Origin of the sequence: Avibacterium endocarditidis, from assembly GCF_002921145.1 — a bacterium.
Taxonomy (GTDB): domain Bacteria; phylum Pseudomonadota; class Gammaproteobacteria; order Enterobacterales; family Pasteurellaceae; genus Avibacterium; species Avibacterium endocarditidis.
In genome coordinates this window covers 1-15,171 of the sequence record NZ_PQVI01000095.1, presented here as the reverse complement: position 1 = coordinate 15,171, position 15,171 = coordinate 1, and the positions used below count along the sequence as shown (strand labels likewise).

The window sequence follows — 15,171 nt, the reverse complement described above, 5'->3', positions numbered from 1 at the left end:
GCCCTACTCTCACATTTTCCTTGTACAATCCACAAAATCTCAATAGACTACGCCAACTAATCCCAGTTTACCCTTATTTTAATAAAAAGAATTATGCGTGTTTCAGATTTTTATTTTGATTTACCCGATGCGTTGATCGCACGCTATCCCAAAGCGGATCGCAGCGCCAGCCGTTTATTACAGCTTAACGGTGAAAATGGTGAACTTTTTCACCGCACTTTTGCCGATGTGGTGGATTTGATCAACGAGGGGGATCTATTGATTTTTAATAACACCCGAGTGATCCCAGCAAGAATGTACGGACGCAAAGCTAGCGGCGGTAAGGTTGAGGTGTTGGTGGAACGAATTTTGTCGGAAGATCGTTTTCTTGCGCATATTCGTTCTTCCAAAGCGCCGAAAGAAGGGGCGGAGCTGTTTCTCGGCGAAGATAAATTAGGCGAAGGCAAGGGCATAAAAATGATTATGAAAGCTCGCCACGATACTTTATTTGAGCTAGAAATGGCAGAAAAAAGCACTGCACTTTTAGACGTGCTGCAACAAATCGGCCATATGCCACTGCCACCTTATATTGATCGCCCCGATGAAGATGCTGACAAAGAACGCTATCAAACGGTCTATAACAAAGTACCGGGCGCGGTGGCGGCACCCACTGCGGGCTTGCATTTTGATAATGAATTATTGGAAAAGCTGAAAGCAAAAGGCGTGAATTTTGCCTTTGTTACTTTGCACGTTGGCGCGGGTACATTCCAGCCTGTGCGGGTAGAAAATATTGAAGATCACAAAATGCACGCGGAATATGTGGAAGTGCCGCAGGAAACGGTGGACGCCATTTTGCGCACCAAAGCCAACGGCAAGCGTGTGATTGCCGTGGGAACAACCTCCGTGCGCTCCATTGAAAGTGCGGCGTTATTTAGCCAAGAAAACCAGAGTGGGCAACTACTTGCGCCGTATTTTTCTGATACGTCCATCTTTCTTTACCCAGGTAAAAAATTCCTTGTGGTGGACGCCTTAATCACCAATTTCCATTTACCAGAAAGTACGCTGATTATGCTAGTTTCTGCCTTTGCAGGATACAAGCACACGATGCAAGCCTATGAAAGTGCGGTGCAAAATGGCTACCGTTTTTTCAGTTATGGCGATGCGATGTTTATTACGAAAAATCCTAATGTAACGGGCTTAGATTAATCGCTAATGCCTATTAATTAACCCTCGAACTGTTTATTCGAAAAGGAAACATAATGACAATGAAATTTAAACTTCATAAAACTGATGGCACGGCACGCCGTGGCACAATGACTTTCCAACGCCCACAAGGGGAATTTGAAGTGCAAACCCCGGCCTTTATGCCTGTCGGCACTTACGGCACGGTAAAAGGAATGACACCAGAAGAAGTGCGTGCCACTGGGGCAGAAATTTTGCTTGGCAACACCTTTCACCTTTGGTTACGCCCTGGGCAAGAAATTATGCGTAAACACGGCGATTTACACGATTTTATGAACTGGCATCGCCCAATTTTAACGGATAGTGGCGGCTTCCAAGTGTTCAGCCTAGGTAAATTACGCAAAATTACTGAAGAAGGGGTGAAATTCCAAAATCCTATTAATGGCGAACGTATTTTCCTTTCCCCTGAAAAATCAATGGAAATTCAATATGATCTGGGTTCTGACATCGTGATGATCTTTGATGAATGTACGCCTTATCCAGCCACCTTTGATTATGCGAAAAAATCAATGGAAATGTCGCTCCGTTGGGCCAAGCGCAGCCGTGATCGTTTTGATGAACTGGGCAATAAAAATGCCTTGTTTGGCATTGTGCAAGGGGGCGTTTATGAAGAGTTGCGTAAAGTTTCCCTTGAGGGCTTGGTGAATATCGGCTTTGACGGCTATGCCGTAGGAGGGCTAGCCGTGGGTGAGCCAAAAGAAGATATGCACCGTATTTTAGAATATGTTTGCCCACAACTGCCAGCGGATAAACCGCGTTATTTAATGGGCGTAGGCAAGCCTGAAGATTTGGTGGAAGGCGTGCGCCGTGGAATTGATATGTTCGATTGCGTAATGCCAACGCGTAACGCACGCAACGGGCATTTATTTGTTACAGACGGCATTGTGAAAATTCGTAATGCGAAATACCGTGATGATACCAGCCCGCTTGATCCAGAATGTGATTGTTACACCTGTAAAAATTACACCAAAGCCTACCTTTATCATTTAGATAAGTGCGGTGAAATTTTAGGCGCAAGGTTAAACACCATTCACAATTTACGTTATTATCAACGCTTAATGGCTCAAATTCGTGAAGCCATTGAGAACGATAGCTTTGAACAATTTGTGCAAGATTTCTATGCACGCATTGGCAAGCCTGTTCCGCCATTGCAAAGTGAAGTGCAACAAAACGCACAAGCTGCTAATGCACAATCTTCTAATCCACAAGGTGAACAAAATGCTTAATCTTCAACCGCAACAATTTGCCAGCTGGAATGAGCCGATTGAAATGCTTTACGCCTGCCACGGCAAAGTGAAAATGTTCTGCCGTCAGCTGAATATTTTGCCTAGCTATTTGGAGAAAAATGGCAACATTCAAGCGGTGCAAAAAGATGTGCAGCAAATTTTGAATTATTTCAATATTGCCGCGCCATTGCACCACGATGATGAAGAAAGGATTTTTTCCCAGCATTGCTAAAATACTGCCCACAAGCCAAAGCCGATGTGGAACGCTTAGAAAGCCAACACGAAACTTTGCATCAAAATTGGGCAGCTTTGTCTGTGCAGTTGGAAGCCTTGCTAAAAGGCGAAATTACACAAATTCCCACACCGCTTATTGCACAATTTATTGCTGGTTACGACAGCCATATTGCCATTGAAGAACCTTTATTTGAACTTGGCAAAATCCATATCCCACAAGAAGAATTAAGTGCGATGGGAAAAGTGATGGCAGCGCGCCGAAAAAACTAAATTAACGCATAAAATAAAACCTGCATTTTGGCAGGTTTTATCTTTTCTAAGAAAGAGAAAGTGAGGTGCTTTTTGCTCAAATTTTTGTTGTGAAAACCTTGACATAAATCACCGCACTTTTGCAAAAGCGCTTTGTCAATAAAGGGTTTTTGTGCTATTTTAACGTCCTACATTTTCATTAACTAACAAAAAGGATTAAAGATGGAAGCTCAACAAGGTAGCCCAATGTCAATGTTATTTATTTTCGTTCTGTTCGGATTGATTTTCTATTTTATGATTTATCGTCCACAAGCAAAACGCAATAAAGCGCATAAGCAATTAATGGCTGAGTTAGCGAAAGGCACGGAAGTTCTTACTTCAGGTGGTATTATCGGTAAAATCACCAAAATTGGGGCAGAAAGCGATTACGTTGTTCTTGCCTTAAATGACAGCACAGAAATTACCATTAAACGTGATTTCATTGTTTCTGTGTTACCAAAAGGTTCATTAAAAAGCCTTTAATTATTAACTATTTCCGCAAGGGAACTGGAAAGTTATGTTAAATCGTTACCCTTTATGGAAGAATATAATGGTGACCCTTGTGGTCGCCATTGGTGTTTTATATTCTCTCCCAAATCTTTACGGTGAAGATCCTGCCGTTCAAATTTCAGGAACTCGTGGACAAGAAGCCAACACAACGACTCTTAGCAATGTGCAAACGCTTCTTAACGAAAATCATCTCACTACAAAATCCATTAAATTAGAAAACGGTTCAATTCTTGCTCGTTTTAATAACACTGATGATCAGCTGCTTGCCAAAGATAAAATCAGCGAAAAATTAGGCAATGGCTATTCGGTCGCGCTTAACCTTGCGCCTGCTACGCCAAAATGGCTTTCTGATATTGGTGGTTCGCCAATGAAATGGGGCTTGGACTTGCGTGGTGGTGTACGCTTTTTAATGGAAGTGGATATGAATACTGCGCTGGCGAAACGTCAAGAGCAGTTGCAAGACAGTTTATTAGGCGAATTGCGTAAAGCGAAATATCAATATACCAATATTCGCGCAGGGGAAAATCATAGCACTGTGGTTACCCTAAAAAATCCAGATCAGCTTTCAGCTGTTCAGCGCTTATTGCGTCAAGCGCACCCCAATTTAGATATTCGTGAAATTTCTAATAACACGCTTTCTTTAACCTTATCTGATGCTGCGTTAAATGAAGCGCGCGATCACGCCATTGAGCAAAACTTGAGTATTTTACGCCGCCGTGTGGAAGAATTAGGTGTTTCTGAACCAGTGATTCAACGCCAAGGCGCAGAGCGTATTGTGGTGGAATTGCCGGGCGTTCAAGATACTGCGCGTGCAAAAGAAATTTTAGGTGCAACAGCCACTCTTGAGTTTCGTTTAGTGAATCAAAACGCCAATGTTGATGCGGCAATGCGTGGAATGGTGCCTTCAGATTCTGAAGTGAAATTTGATCGTAATGGTCGCCCTGTGGTGTTGTACAAACGTGCGGTATTAGGGGGGGAACATATTGTCAATGCGTCATCAGGGGTTGATCAAAATTCAGGTACGCCACAAGTAAGTGTAACCTTGGATAGCGAAGGTGGCGATATGATGTCGCAAACCACCAAAATGAATCTGAAAAAGCCGATGGCAACTTTATATGTTGAATATAAAGACAGCGGCAAAAAAGATGAAAATGGCAAAACAGTTCTCGCTAAACACGAAGAAGTGATCAATATTGCAACCATTCAAGGACGTTTTGGTAGCCAATTCCAAATTACTGGGATTGATAGCCCAAATGAAGCGCTTAATCTTTCTGTGTTATTACGTTCTGGCGCATTAACAGCACCAATCCAAATTGTGGAAGAACGTACAGTCGGGCCATCACTCGGTGCGCAAAATGTGGAACAAGGCTTGCAAGCAGGGCTTTGGGGCTTAGCCATTACTGTGGTCTTTATGCTGATTTATTATAAAGTGTTCGGCTTATTTGCAAGTATGGCACTGCTTGCCAATATGGTTTTACTTGTTGGTTTGATGTCGTTAATTCCGGGAGCAACGCTCACAATGCCGGGGATTGCAGGGATTATTCTTTCGGTGGGAATGTCTGTGGACGCGAACGTGTTGATTTTTGAGCGGATTAAAGAAGAAATTCGTAACGGACGAAGCATTCAACAAGCCATTAACGAAGGCTATAGCGGGGCATTTAGCAGTATTTTTGATGCTAACTTAACCACAATTTTAACTTCTATCGTGCTTTATGCGGTGGGAACAGGGCCAATTAAAGGCTTTGCGATCACCCTTTCATTAGGGGTTGCGATCTCAATGTTTACTGCGATTACAGGAACTCGAATGCTGGTAAATTTACTTTACGGCGGCAAACGCGTTGAGAAATTATCTATTTAAGGTGGTTACGATGAGCTTATTTACAAAAGATAAAAAAGTGAATGAATATAAAGGGGTAATCTTGCCATTCAAGCTTATCCCATTTATGCGCTACCGCCTTGTGGGTTATATTTTCTCATTAATTGTTACCGCACTTTGTATTACAAGCATTGTAACCAAAGGCTTTAACTGGGGCTTGGATTTCACTGGCGGTACAGTGGTGGATACGCATTTTTCCCAACCCGCTGATTTAGAAAAAATCCGTGCCACCTTAAAAGAAAATGGTATCGAAAGCCCATTAGTGCAAACCACAGGTGGCGTGCGTGATGTAATGATCCGTCTTTCAGCTTCGGCAGGAGGCGCGGATATTGGCACGCAAATCAAAGGAATGCTAAGTAAATTGGATAATGATATCCAAATTCGCAGCGTAGAATTTGTTGGCCCAAATGTGGGTGAAGAACTTACCCAAGGCGCGATTTATGCGACATTAATCACCTTATTAATGTTGCTTGCCTACATTGCATTCCGCTTTGAATGGCGTTTGGCGGCAGGGGGGATCGTTGCCCTTGCGCACGATGTGATTGTAACTCTTGGGATCTTTTCTTATTTCCAAATCGAAATGGATCTCACCTTTGTGGCAGCCATTTTATCGGTGGTGGGATACTCACTGAACGATAGTATCGTGGTATTTGACCGTGTGCGTGAAAACTTCCGCAAAATTCGCCGTATTGACACTGTGGATATTATTGATATTTCTCTCACCCAAACCCTATCAAGAACCTTGATGACATCGATCACAACGCTTTTTGTGGTGATCGCGCTGTTTGTGTTTGGTGGGCCTACGATCCATAGTTTCTCATTGGCGCTTTTAATCGGTATCGGCTTTGGTACTTACTCAACCATTTATATTGCTATTAGTATCGCCTATGATCTCGGCTTAAGACGTGAACATATGGTGATTCAAAAAGTGAATAAAGACGATATTGACGAACTGCCATAAAAAGGTTGAAAAATTTCACCGCACTTTTTTAACCAAGTGCGGTCGCGGTCTAATAACCAGTTAGATTTTAAGCCCGATTTATTCGGGCTTTTGTTTATAAATGTAGTTATGAAATATCCATTACAACAGCACAAAAGTGCGGTGGTTTTTACCCAATTTTTATCCTATCTAAAAAGTGCCGTAAAAAGGAATATTATGAAATTTACCCAAACCTTGCTTGCCTTAAGTTTATCTTCGCTTTCCCTTTTCGTATGGGGAAATTCGGCGCCGCCAGCTCGTGCAGTGAATTCAACCGCACAAAATACAGAAATAAAAGCGGCAGAAAATGTAAAGCAAGCGCAAAATGTAACGGAAAAGCAAAATATCACAGAGGGGCAAAATGTAAATAAAGCTAATGCTAGCCCTGAAAATAATGATGCTGCAAAAGCATTGTTAGTAAGCCAACAAAAACTGGCGCGCGAACGCGAAATTTATCGCAAGCTGCAACAATATTTAGCTCTTTCCCAAAGTGAAACCACATTAGGTATCGCCAAAGCATTATTGGTTCAGCTGCAAGATTATCCGCTCTTACCTTATGCGGAACATCAATTTCTAACCGCGAAAAAAGCCGCCTTATCTTTTGATGAAGTTATTGATTTTGTAAAGAAATATCCTGATTTTCCGCTCAAGAATTTGCCTAATTATTGGTTGCAACAACAATACGATACACAAAATTGGCAGGGGATTTTAGCCAATGTGAACGATTTACCCAAAGATAACACCGCCTCTTGCATTGTGATGACAGCACAACAGCAAGAAAAACAACCTTCATCGCAAACAGAACCTGAAGCGACAGCGGACAAAATTATAGAAAAAAACACCGCACTATAAAAACCAAAGAGTTATGGCTCACAGGAAACAGCTCACCCACGCAATGCCAAGCTATTTTCCAGCAAGCCTACGATCACAGCGTGATTACGGAAGATTTAATTAAACAGCGTGCCTTGCTTGCCGTAGAAAAAATAATCGTGCCTTAATTAGCGAATTGGCAGCGCTTACGCGAGATGCCGAATTAAAAACTTGGCTTACCAATCTGGCTAACTTATTGAAATCACCACGTTTATTGCTTTCTCCAAGCAACACTTTTTATATAGAAAATTTGCCTGCCAATGATGAAAATAAACAGATTTTGCTTGCCGTAATGCCTCGCTTTATTAAAACCATTACGGAAAATCAACTCAATGTCAGTGTGCCTTTTTCCCAATTACAACAATGGGCGGCTCGCTTTAACTTATCGCCCGCGCAAACCCAAGGCTGGCAATCTGCCTTGCTGAGCCAGCTTTTTGATAGCGAAAATCCGTCTATTCAGCAATGGCGTGATGTAACCCTGAAAACCTTAAAAGAAGATAAACAAACTGAACGCCGCATTCGTGTGGCATTGCGTGAAAAAGCGGATATTCAACCTTGGTTAAATTTGCTTTCGGAACAAGGTAAACAGAAAGATGAATGGCGATATTGGCAAGGTGAAGTGTTATTTCAGCAAGGCAAAACTGCGCAAGCCACACAGATTTGGCAGCAAATGCAGCAAAATGCACGGGGATTTTACCCTATGCTTGCAGCACAGCGTTTGGGGGGGGGATTATCAGCCAACGATGAAAACTTTCTCGTCAAATGAACAACCTTTACAGCGCTATGCTCAGCAATTTGCACGCATTAATGAGTTACAGACGCTCAATGATCGTGCCAATATTCAGCGTGAATGGCGAGCATTGTTAGATAGCTCGGATTTTGCGGGCAAACTTGCCTTAGCCCAATATGCCGAGCAAAATCAGTGGGCTGATTTACAAGTGGAAGCCACGATTCAGGCGAAAGCGTGGGATTATATCGCCTTACGTTTACCTAACGCTTACCAAACGTGGTTTGATTTGTTCATCAATAACAAAAAACGCAAAAATTCACCGCACTTTTGCTATGGCAATCGCTCGACAAGAAAGTGCGTGGCGCGCAAATGTAACTTCTTCTGCTAATGCACGTGGATTGATGCAACTGTTGCCAAGCACGGCGAAACTCACCGCAGAGCAAGATCAACTCCCTTATAAAAAAGAGAGCCAACTGTTTGATCCTATTGATAATATTATGCTTGGCACAACCCATCTTAATCAGCTTGCAGAAAAATATGGCAATAATCGCATTTTAATTGCTGCGGCTTACAACGCAGGCGCACGGCGTGTTGATAGCTGGCTGGCAAAATCCAATGGCAAGCTCACAATGGCAGAATTTATCGCCACCATTCCCTTTTATGAAACCCGTGGATATGTGCAAAATGTGCTAGCGTACGATTATTATTACCAACTGTTGCAAGGAGAAAAGGCAGAAAAATTTACCCAAGCCGAACAGAATAGATTATACTAGTGAAGTAGTTTAATAGCACAGTGAAACGTTTTAATCCTAGGAGAAAGCTATGTATGTGAGCAAAAATATGGATCAATGGCAGGCATTTATCGAGATTTTACGCACTGCGTTTGCACAAAATAAAGAACAAGAATTACTCACGCTGCTACTCACCGCAGATGAACGAGATGCGGTGGGCTTGCGTTTACAAATTGTAGCACAGTTATTAGATAAGCGTTGCTCACAACGCGAAATTCAACAAAATCTGAACACCAGCGCGGCAACCATTACAAGGGGATCAAATATGATCAAAACAATGCCACCTGAGTTTATGCAATGGGTAAAAGAACAGCTTGATGGGCAGAAAGAATAAAAAGCCAAAATGGTTGCAGCGCATTAAACAAAGAATCTTGCGTTATTCTTTCTATGCGTTCGCGGCTTTTTTAGGCATAACTTTGCTATTTCGTGTTGTGCCTGTGCCATTTTCTTCCTATATGGCACAGCAGAAAGTGAGTCATCTTTTAAACGGTGAAAGTTACCCCATTAAATATCAATGGGTGAGCTTGGATAAAATTTCGTGGCAAATGCAATTAGCCGTTATCGCCGCCGAAGATCAAAAATTTGCTCAGCATCACGGGATTGATTGGGACGCTATCGATAAGGCATTGAAATACAATAAAAAATCGACAAAAGTGCGGGGCGGCTCGACTATCTCACAGCAAACCATAAAAAATTTATACCTATGGCACGGACAAAGCTGGCTACGCAAGGGCATTGAATTACCGACCACCTTAATGGTAGAACTGCTTTGGTCAAAAAAACGGATTTTAGAAGTCTATTTAAACATTGCTGAATTTGGTAATGGCATTTTTGGCGTTGAAGCCGCTAGCCAAGCCTATTTTAAAAAATCGGCGAAACAGCTTAATCAGCAAGAAGCGGCGTTATTAGCTGCGGTGCTGCCTAATCCAATCATATTTAAAGCAAATAAACCCAGCGCGTTTGTGCAGAAAAAACAACGTTGGATTATGCGACAAATGAATGCCTTAGGTAAGGGATATTTAACTCAACTAAACTAAACTAGATAGGGGGAATTATGGCGATTTTAATTACAGGCGCATCGGCAGGCTTTGGTAAAGCAATGTGCGAAGTGTTTATTAAAGCAGGATACAAAGTGATTGGCGCGGCTCGCCGTTTAGAAAAACTGGAAAAGTTGCAAGCAGAGTTAGGCGAAAATTTCTTTCCATTACAAATGGATATGAATAATTTAAGCGAAATTGATCGCGCACTTTCCAAACTTCCTGAAGCATTCCAACAAATTGATTTGCTCGTGAATAACGCAGGTTTAGCGCTAGGTTTAGAGCCTGCACATCAAGCCAATTTTGACGATTGGCTAACAATGATCAACACCAACATTGTGGGCTTAACCTATATCACCCGCAAAGTGCTACCGCAAATGGTGGAACGCCAACAAGGGCATATTATCAATTTAGGCTCAATCGCAGGCACATATCCTTACCCAGGTGGCAACGTTTACGGCGCAACCAAGGCGTTTGTGGAACAATTTAGCTTGAATTTACGCGCTGATCTAGCTGGGACTAAGGTGCGTGTAACCAATGTAGAACCAGGGTTATGCGGCGGCACTGAATTTTCTAATGTACGTTTTAAAGGCGATGACAGAAAAGCGGCCAGCGTCTATGCCAACGTACACCCTATTGAGCCAATAGACATCGCCAACACCGTGCTATGGATCTACCAACAACCCGCCCACGTTAATATCAACAGCATTGAAATAATGCCCGTAGCACAAAGTTTCTCGGCGTTGAATGTGGTGAGAGATAAAAACTAAAGTGCGGTGAAAATTTTAGGAATTTTTAAAGGCGATGGAAAATCGCCTTATTTTTATTCAATCACCTCTAGGTGGTTTGAAAATTTCTTCGGTACAAGGAAGATTGCAGGTAGAACAAAAATCGCCATCAGCACAAAACTCATTTGTGCGGAAGTTGGGTAAACCAATCCCGAAATAAAGGTGAAAAGCGCCATCATAATACAGCTAGAGCTTGCAAAATATAGCCCTTGTAATTTTGGAATCGTTTCGCTTGGCTGAGAAGTGATATAACGAATCATCGCAAAATGCCCCATTGCATAAGTGAATGCGTGTAACATTTGGACGAAGATTAGCAGCGTAAAATCTGTTGTGTAAGCAATAGTTGTCCAGCGAATGATCGCAGCTAATGCTGAAAACAAGGTCAAATAATGTATTTGCCAAGTTCTAAAGAAATGTTTAGAAAAGAAGAAAAATACCACTTCAGCAACCACACCCAAACTCCACAGCCAACTAATTTGTGAAGTGCTAAGACCGTTTGCAGACCAATAAATCGTGCCATACGCATAACAAGCCGCGTGTGAACCCTGAATAAGGGCGGTGGCAATAATCATTCTGATTGTCGTTGGATTTCGCAATAATTCACGATAACTTGCTGTTACCGCAGCCTCTTGTTTTTCCTGCTGATTAAATCTTTGTGTAGGATTTAAACTAATCCCCAGCCCCCAAAAAACTAAATAACCAATAATAATGCCGATAATTGCACTTTTTCCTAACCAACCAAGCAAATAGCCTGCAGTAATTGAGCCAACAATAAAAGCTAATGAACCAAATAAACGGCTTTTGCCATAATCCATTCCTAACTGCTGATGCCAACTCGTAGCAATGGTATCGCAAACAGGCATAATTCCGCCATTCAACATATGAAACAGCACTAAAATAGGAATAAGCCACCACAATGATTGCACTGCCCAATTCACCGCTATCAGCACCAACACACTTAACCAAGTTAGAATGCGACTTAATGGAATCAACTGATTAAGATGCCTAATATTTTTAGTGAAAAAAATAGCACCGGCAAAACGACATAAATAACTAAGGGAAATCAATGTGCCAATTAATTCCACATCATAGCCATACTGTGCTAACCAAATCGGTAAAAACGGCACAATGACACCATAAGCACAGTAAAAACCGAAAAATTAAATGATGACCATTGAAAAGGGGTGAGTTTCAACATAGGGAAAGTCCCAACTTTGATTTTCAGATATAAAAAAGCCGCTCTTAGCGACTATCTTATTGATTTATTTCTATTTTTAGATGGTGCCGAGAACAGACTTGAGCCGCCATGACTCGAAAGTCAAGAGATGTAAAATCCCTTGTATAGCCCATTAACTCTAATAGCTCTTCAAGTGGAAGATCCAGCCAATACTACCACAAGATCTATTGCTAAATAGATAACTTGATCTTACACAAATTCCAAGGCTTGTAAAGGCTGGACATTAACTTTTTATAATAATGCTGAATTTACAGTGTCTCTAATCATTTCCACATCGTCTTCTATGTAAGTTAGTGTTACCTTAATATCCCTGTGCCCCAATAACTGCTTGGCTACGTAAAGATTATTAGGATTCTTCATTAAATTTGTTGCAACTGTGTGCCTAAATCTATGTGGAGATACATTGAACCCAACAGAACGAGATATAACTTTAAATATATGGCTTATTTGATGTTCACTGGTATTTTTAGCTCTATTCCTGGACAAAGGGCAAAAGAGATTAAAGTTAAATAACTGACAATCATTAGTTTGATTTGCTCGCTTTAATTCAAGGATAAGGTTCTGAAGATAAGGAAACAACTTATCTGAAATAGGAATTGTGTGTGAATGATGATTTTTATTTATTTCGGGAGATATATGAATAATTCTACTCACTAAATCTATATCACCAACCTTTAATTTTATTAATTGAGCTCGGCGAATTGCTGTATATCTGAATGTCTTTATTAACGTTTCAACAAACCATACAGGATTCAAGATACCTGGCAAATTATGTGCACCTTGCAGAAAAAAATCTAACTTTGCTAGTTCTGTACTAGACAAAATTTTCCGCTTAGCTTTTCCCTCTCTTAAAAATAATTTATTACAAGGATTATCTTGATAATCTAATAAATTTTGTTCAATTCCAAATTTATAGATTGCTTTGATGTGGCGCAAATAGCTATTCCATGTGATTGGTTTAATATTACTCCCAACCGCGGTTCTTCTCCAATCTAAAAGCAATAAACTAGAGATTTCATTTGGATACATAACATTGCAATTTCTCTGTAAGAGTCTAATAGCTTTCTGATAACTCTTAATTGTATCTCCTCGGAGATACTTATATAAAAAAATTTTGTAATAACTCTTCAAATGTAATATTACCTACCGCCATAATTAAGGTTCCTTTAATATTCTAATTAAAAATTTCTAATATACTAAATTTCTATCGATTTAAAATAATTTACTCCATGCAGGATAAAATCTCTTATATCCTTTGAGTTTCGTAATAAATCCAGCAAACACTTCTCTTCTTTATTTATTGCTATAACCCCCCTCTCACCAAAAAGTATATAATTAATATCAACACCCTCTAATCCTAGCTTCATTAAATAGTCGGCTCTAGGCATAATTCGATTATGCTCATATTTGAACTGAGCTTGTGATCTAACACCTCCTAATTTTGCAAATGCTCTTTGAGTTAACCCCATTCTCTGTCTTTCTTCTTTTAAACGATGACCAATATACATATACATCCCTATTCTAGATAAAACGTTGACTAGCTCGTAATATATCTATCCAAAATATACTAAGCAATCAATTTTTATTTCATTTTTTCAGATAATAAATGCGAGAGCATACTCGATCTTTAAGGGAGTAACTCATTACATGGCTATAGGTAGGATTCCAATTAGTTATAAATAACACCTATATACATTATTTGATATTTCAGGAACCATGTATTATAAAAGACAAAGCAAACAAGAAAAAAAATAGTAAATAGATATTCGTAATATTATATAGCATTTGAAAAAGATTTAATCTATTCATCTCTGCTACATTTTCTTATCTTTTACAGCTTAAAAGTAAGAATAATCAATGACAAAGAAAAAATCAATATTGACGCAGGAACTTTAAGATCAAATAGAATTATAAAAGAAAGAGACTTCCCACTCGAATTAAATAATTGAATGAGGCCTTAATAAAAGAAGCTGAACAGAAAACTTTAGATTATCGTGTGGCATAAAATCATGCAAAGGTCGATAAAAGCCATCCTTATACTCAATCCCAAACATTGAGTATTTAAATTAAGTTAGGTGATGGACCTTTAATATAGTAGCTATAATAAAGTATGGTGTGCTTGACACACCATACTCGTAGCTAATCTAGTTAATTAAGCTTCAATTGGTGTACGCCAGTCATCTGAACCTGATGTACCTGCTACAGTATGCTCCCAAGTGATTTTTCGGTAAGCTAAAAAGACATCAAGTAATTGAGTAAACTCTTTTTGAGAAGGATCCTGTGCATGTGGCATTAAAAGATCCATATTAACAATAGTTGCATCTTCTAATGTAGTTGTGAAGTAATGCTCTTGTTTGCCTTCAACTGATGTGCGATACCATTTTAATTCTACTTTCGGTAGCATTTCTCCTGAAGCTAACGCATTATAAAGTAATGGAACTGCTTTATTTAGGGCTACCGTTAAAATTAATGGTTTATGTGCACGTTGACCTGATGGTTGACCTGATTGTGGATCCGTTGGTACGGTCACTTGGTGTTTAACCTGCTGAACCAACATTTGATCTTCATGACCTTCAACAAAAATATTTCCCACAGAATCAGCCGTAAACGCACCAGCTGTGATAGTTGAATTACCATTAAATCTCTTAGTTGTTGGTGATATGAAGGGAAAAGCAGAAGACTCATCTATAGAAGAGCGATCAATGATTTCTATTGATAAAAACAATTTTTCTTCAGTTATGGAAGAAATGGAAATTGGTTTGAATATTAATGTTGCAAACAAATTATCCGATAACGCATCACCAGATGATGAAATTAATGTGCAATTAGACATCAAATCTCTTAATGACTTCTCTCCAGATAACATTGTTAAATCCGTTCCAGAATTACGTAAATTGCTTGAATTAAGAGAAGCATTAACTGCCGTCAAAGGACCACTTGGGAATGTTCCGGCTTTTCGAGCTAGAATCGCAGAACTACTCGAAGATGAGCAATCCCGAGCTCAATTACTTGCAGAATTAAATTTAGTGGATAAAAAATAGTTGATCATACCAGAGGACTTTAGATATGGCTGATAAAATCCAAACAGAACAAATCGAACAAAATACCACTACCTCGGGCTCATTACTTGATGAAATCATGGCTCAAACAAGGCTTTCTGAAGATAGTGAAGGCTATGATATTGCTAAACAAGGTGTCGCTGCTTTTATTAGTAACATTTTAGAAACAGGCTCTAAAGAAGAGCCAGTAAACAAGTTATTAATAGATAAAATGATCAATGAGATTGATCGGAAATTAAGCGCCCAAGTAGATGAGATTCTACATCACAATGAATTTCGTAATTTAGAATCATCTTGGCGCTCATTAAAATTATTAGTTGATAAA

At 40.0% G+C, this 15,171-nt stretch carries 13 protein-coding genes and 3 pseudogenes; 12 read left to right on the top strand and 4 right to left on the bottom strand.

What is annotated here, in order from left to right; genetic code table 11:
• The first annotated feature begins 93 nt into the window (after positions 1 to 93).
• The 10 genes and pseudogenes from queA (at position 94) to C3Z13_RS07710 (ending at position 10,532) form a co-directional block, all read left to right on the top strand.
• Positions 94 to 1,185: a tRNA preQ1(34) S-adenosylmethionine ribosyltransferase-isomerase QueA gene (gene queA, locus C3Z13_RS07765; RefSeq protein WP_103855540.1), complete on the top strand. Its 1,092-nt coding sequence runs from the start codon at positions 94 to 96 to the stop codon at positions 1,183 to 1,185.
• A 59-nt stretch (positions 1,186 to 1,244) separates the two neighbouring features.
• Positions 1,245 to 2,447 (top strand): tRNA guanosine(34) transglycosylase Tgt, encoded by a 1,203-nt coding sequence (tgt, locus tag C3Z13_RS07760; RefSeq protein ID WP_103855553.1) that lies wholly within the window; start codon positions 1,245 to 1,247, stop codon positions 2,445 to 2,447.
• A pseudogene (locus tag C3Z13_RS07755) lies at positions 2,440 to 2,951 on the top strand (hemerythrin domain-containing protein). Before tgt ends, C3Z13_RS07755 begins: the two are co-directional and overlap by 8 nt.
• Positions 2,952 to 3,152: 201 nt before the next feature.
• Positions 3,153 to 3,452, top strand: coding sequence for a preprotein translocase subunit YajC (yajC, locus tag C3Z13_RS07750; protein ID WP_103852637.1), 300 nt, complete (start codon positions 3,153 to 3,155; stop codon positions 3,450 to 3,452).
• Between the two features lie 34 nt (positions 3,453 to 3,486).
• Positions 3,487 to 5,337 (top strand): protein translocase subunit SecD, encoded by a 1,851-nt coding sequence (gene secD / locus C3Z13_RS07745; RefSeq protein WP_103855539.1) that lies wholly within the window; start codon positions 3,487 to 3,489, stop codon positions 5,335 to 5,337.
• A gap of 10 nt (positions 5,338 to 5,347) precedes the next feature.
• Positions 5,348 to 6,316, top strand: coding sequence for a protein translocase subunit SecF (secF, locus tag C3Z13_RS07740; protein ID WP_103852639.1), 969 nt, complete (start codon positions 5,348 to 5,350; stop codon positions 6,314 to 6,316).
• Between the two features lie 363 nt (positions 6,317 to 6,679).
• Positions 6,680 to 8,707 (top strand): annotated as a pseudogene (locus C3Z13_RS13030) (transglycosylase SLT domain-containing protein).
• Between the two features lie 49 nt (positions 8,708 to 8,756).
• Positions 8,757 to 9,059: a trp operon repressor gene (gene trpR / locus C3Z13_RS07720; RefSeq protein WP_103852641.1), complete on the top strand. Its 303-nt coding sequence runs from the start codon at positions 8,757 to 8,759 to the stop codon at positions 9,057 to 9,059.
• Positions 9,043 to 9,762, top strand: coding sequence for a monofunctional biosynthetic peptidoglycan transglycosylase (mtgA, locus tag C3Z13_RS07715; protein WP_103855536.1), 720 nt, complete (start codon positions 9,043 to 9,045; stop codon positions 9,760 to 9,762). The genes trpR and mtgA overlap by 17 nt, the downstream gene beginning before the upstream one ends.
• 17 nt (positions 9,763 to 9,779) lie before the next feature.
• A complete protein-coding gene (locus C3Z13_RS07710) occupies positions 9,780 to 10,532 on the top strand; it encodes an SDR family oxidoreductase (protein ID WP_103855535.1) in 753 nt (250 codons plus the stop codon).
• Between the two features lie 53 nt (positions 10,533 to 10,585).
• On the opposite strand, the pseudogene C3Z13_RS07705 reads toward C3Z13_RS07710, so the two are convergent.
• The 4 genes and pseudogenes from C3Z13_RS07705 to C3Z13_RS07690 all read right to left on the bottom strand — a co-directional run bounded on the left by C3Z13_RS07705 (position 10,586) and on the right by C3Z13_RS07690 (position 14,380).
• Positions 10,586 to 11,748 (bottom strand): annotated as a pseudogene (locus tag C3Z13_RS07705) (3-phenylpropionate MFS transporter).
• A 270-nt stretch (positions 11,749 to 12,018) separates the two neighbouring features.
• Positions 12,019 to 12,918: a tyrosine-type recombinase/integrase gene (locus C3Z13_RS07700; RefSeq protein WP_103855534.1), complete on the bottom strand. Its 900-nt coding sequence runs from the start codon at positions 12,916 to 12,918 to the stop codon at positions 12,019 to 12,021.
• 65 nt (positions 12,919 to 12,983) lie between these two features.
• Positions 12,984 to 13,295, bottom strand: a complete 312-nt coding sequence (locus C3Z13_RS07695; RefSeq protein WP_103855533.1) for a helix-turn-helix domain-containing protein — start codon at positions 13,293 to 13,295, stop codon at positions 12,984 to 12,986.
• A 644-nt stretch (positions 13,296 to 13,939) separates the two neighbouring features.
• The gene (locus C3Z13_RS07690; protein WP_425427464.1) at positions 13,940 to 14,380 is read right to left on the bottom strand and encodes an Hcp family type VI secretion system effector; all 441 of its coding nucleotides are present in this window, start codon (positions 14,378 to 14,380) and stop codon (positions 13,940 to 13,942) included.
• A gap of 25 nt (positions 14,381 to 14,405) precedes the next feature.
• Here C3Z13_RS07690 and tssB point away from each other — a divergent pair, with 25 nt between their 5' ends.
• Positions 14,406 to 14,828, top strand: coding sequence for a type VI secretion system contractile sheath small subunit (gene tssB / locus C3Z13_RS12355; RefSeq protein ID WP_245872592.1), 423 nt, complete (start codon positions 14,406 to 14,408; stop codon positions 14,826 to 14,828).
• A 25-nt stretch (positions 14,829 to 14,853) separates the two neighbouring features.
• On the top strand, positions 14,854 to 15,171 hold a 318-nt coding region (locus C3Z13_RS07680), incomplete at its 3' end, for a type VI secretion system contractile sheath domain-containing protein (RefSeq protein WP_181022032.1).

What these genes read in the sequence shown, in the direction of transcription:
- queA (WP_103855540.1), top strand. Translation starts at nt 94, where the DNA reads ATGCGTGTTTCAGATTTTTATTTTGATTTACCCGATGCGTTGATCGCA.
- tgt (WP_103855553.1), top strand. Translation starts at nt 1,245, where the DNA reads ATGAAATTTAAACTTCATAAAACTGATGGCACGGCACGCCGTGGCACA.
- yajC (WP_103852637.1), top strand. Translation starts at nt 3,153, where the DNA reads ATGGAAGCTCAACAAGGTAGCCCAATGTCAATGTTATTTATTTTCGTT.
- secD (WP_103855539.1), top strand. Translation starts at nt 3,487, where the DNA reads ATGTTAAATCGTTACCCTTTATGGAAGAATATAATGGTGACCCTTGTG.
- secF (WP_103852639.1), top strand. Translation starts at nt 5,348, where the DNA reads ATGAGCTTATTTACAAAAGATAAAAAAGTGAATGAATATAAAGGGGTA.
- trpR (WP_103852641.1), top strand. Translation starts at nt 8,757, where the DNA reads ATGTATGTGAGCAAAAATATGGATCAATGGCAGGCATTTATCGAGATT.
- mtgA (WP_103855536.1), top strand. Translation starts at nt 9,043, where the DNA reads ATGGGCAGAAAGAATAAAAAGCCAAAATGGTTGCAGCGCATTAAACAA.
- C3Z13_RS07710 (WP_103855535.1), top strand. Translation starts at nt 9,780, where the DNA reads ATGGCGATTTTAATTACAGGCGCATCGGCAGGCTTTGGTAAAGCAATG.
- C3Z13_RS07695 (WP_103855533.1), bottom strand. Translation starts at nt 13,295, where the DNA reads ATGTATATTGGTCATCGTTTAAAAGAAGAAAGACAGAGAATGGGGTTA.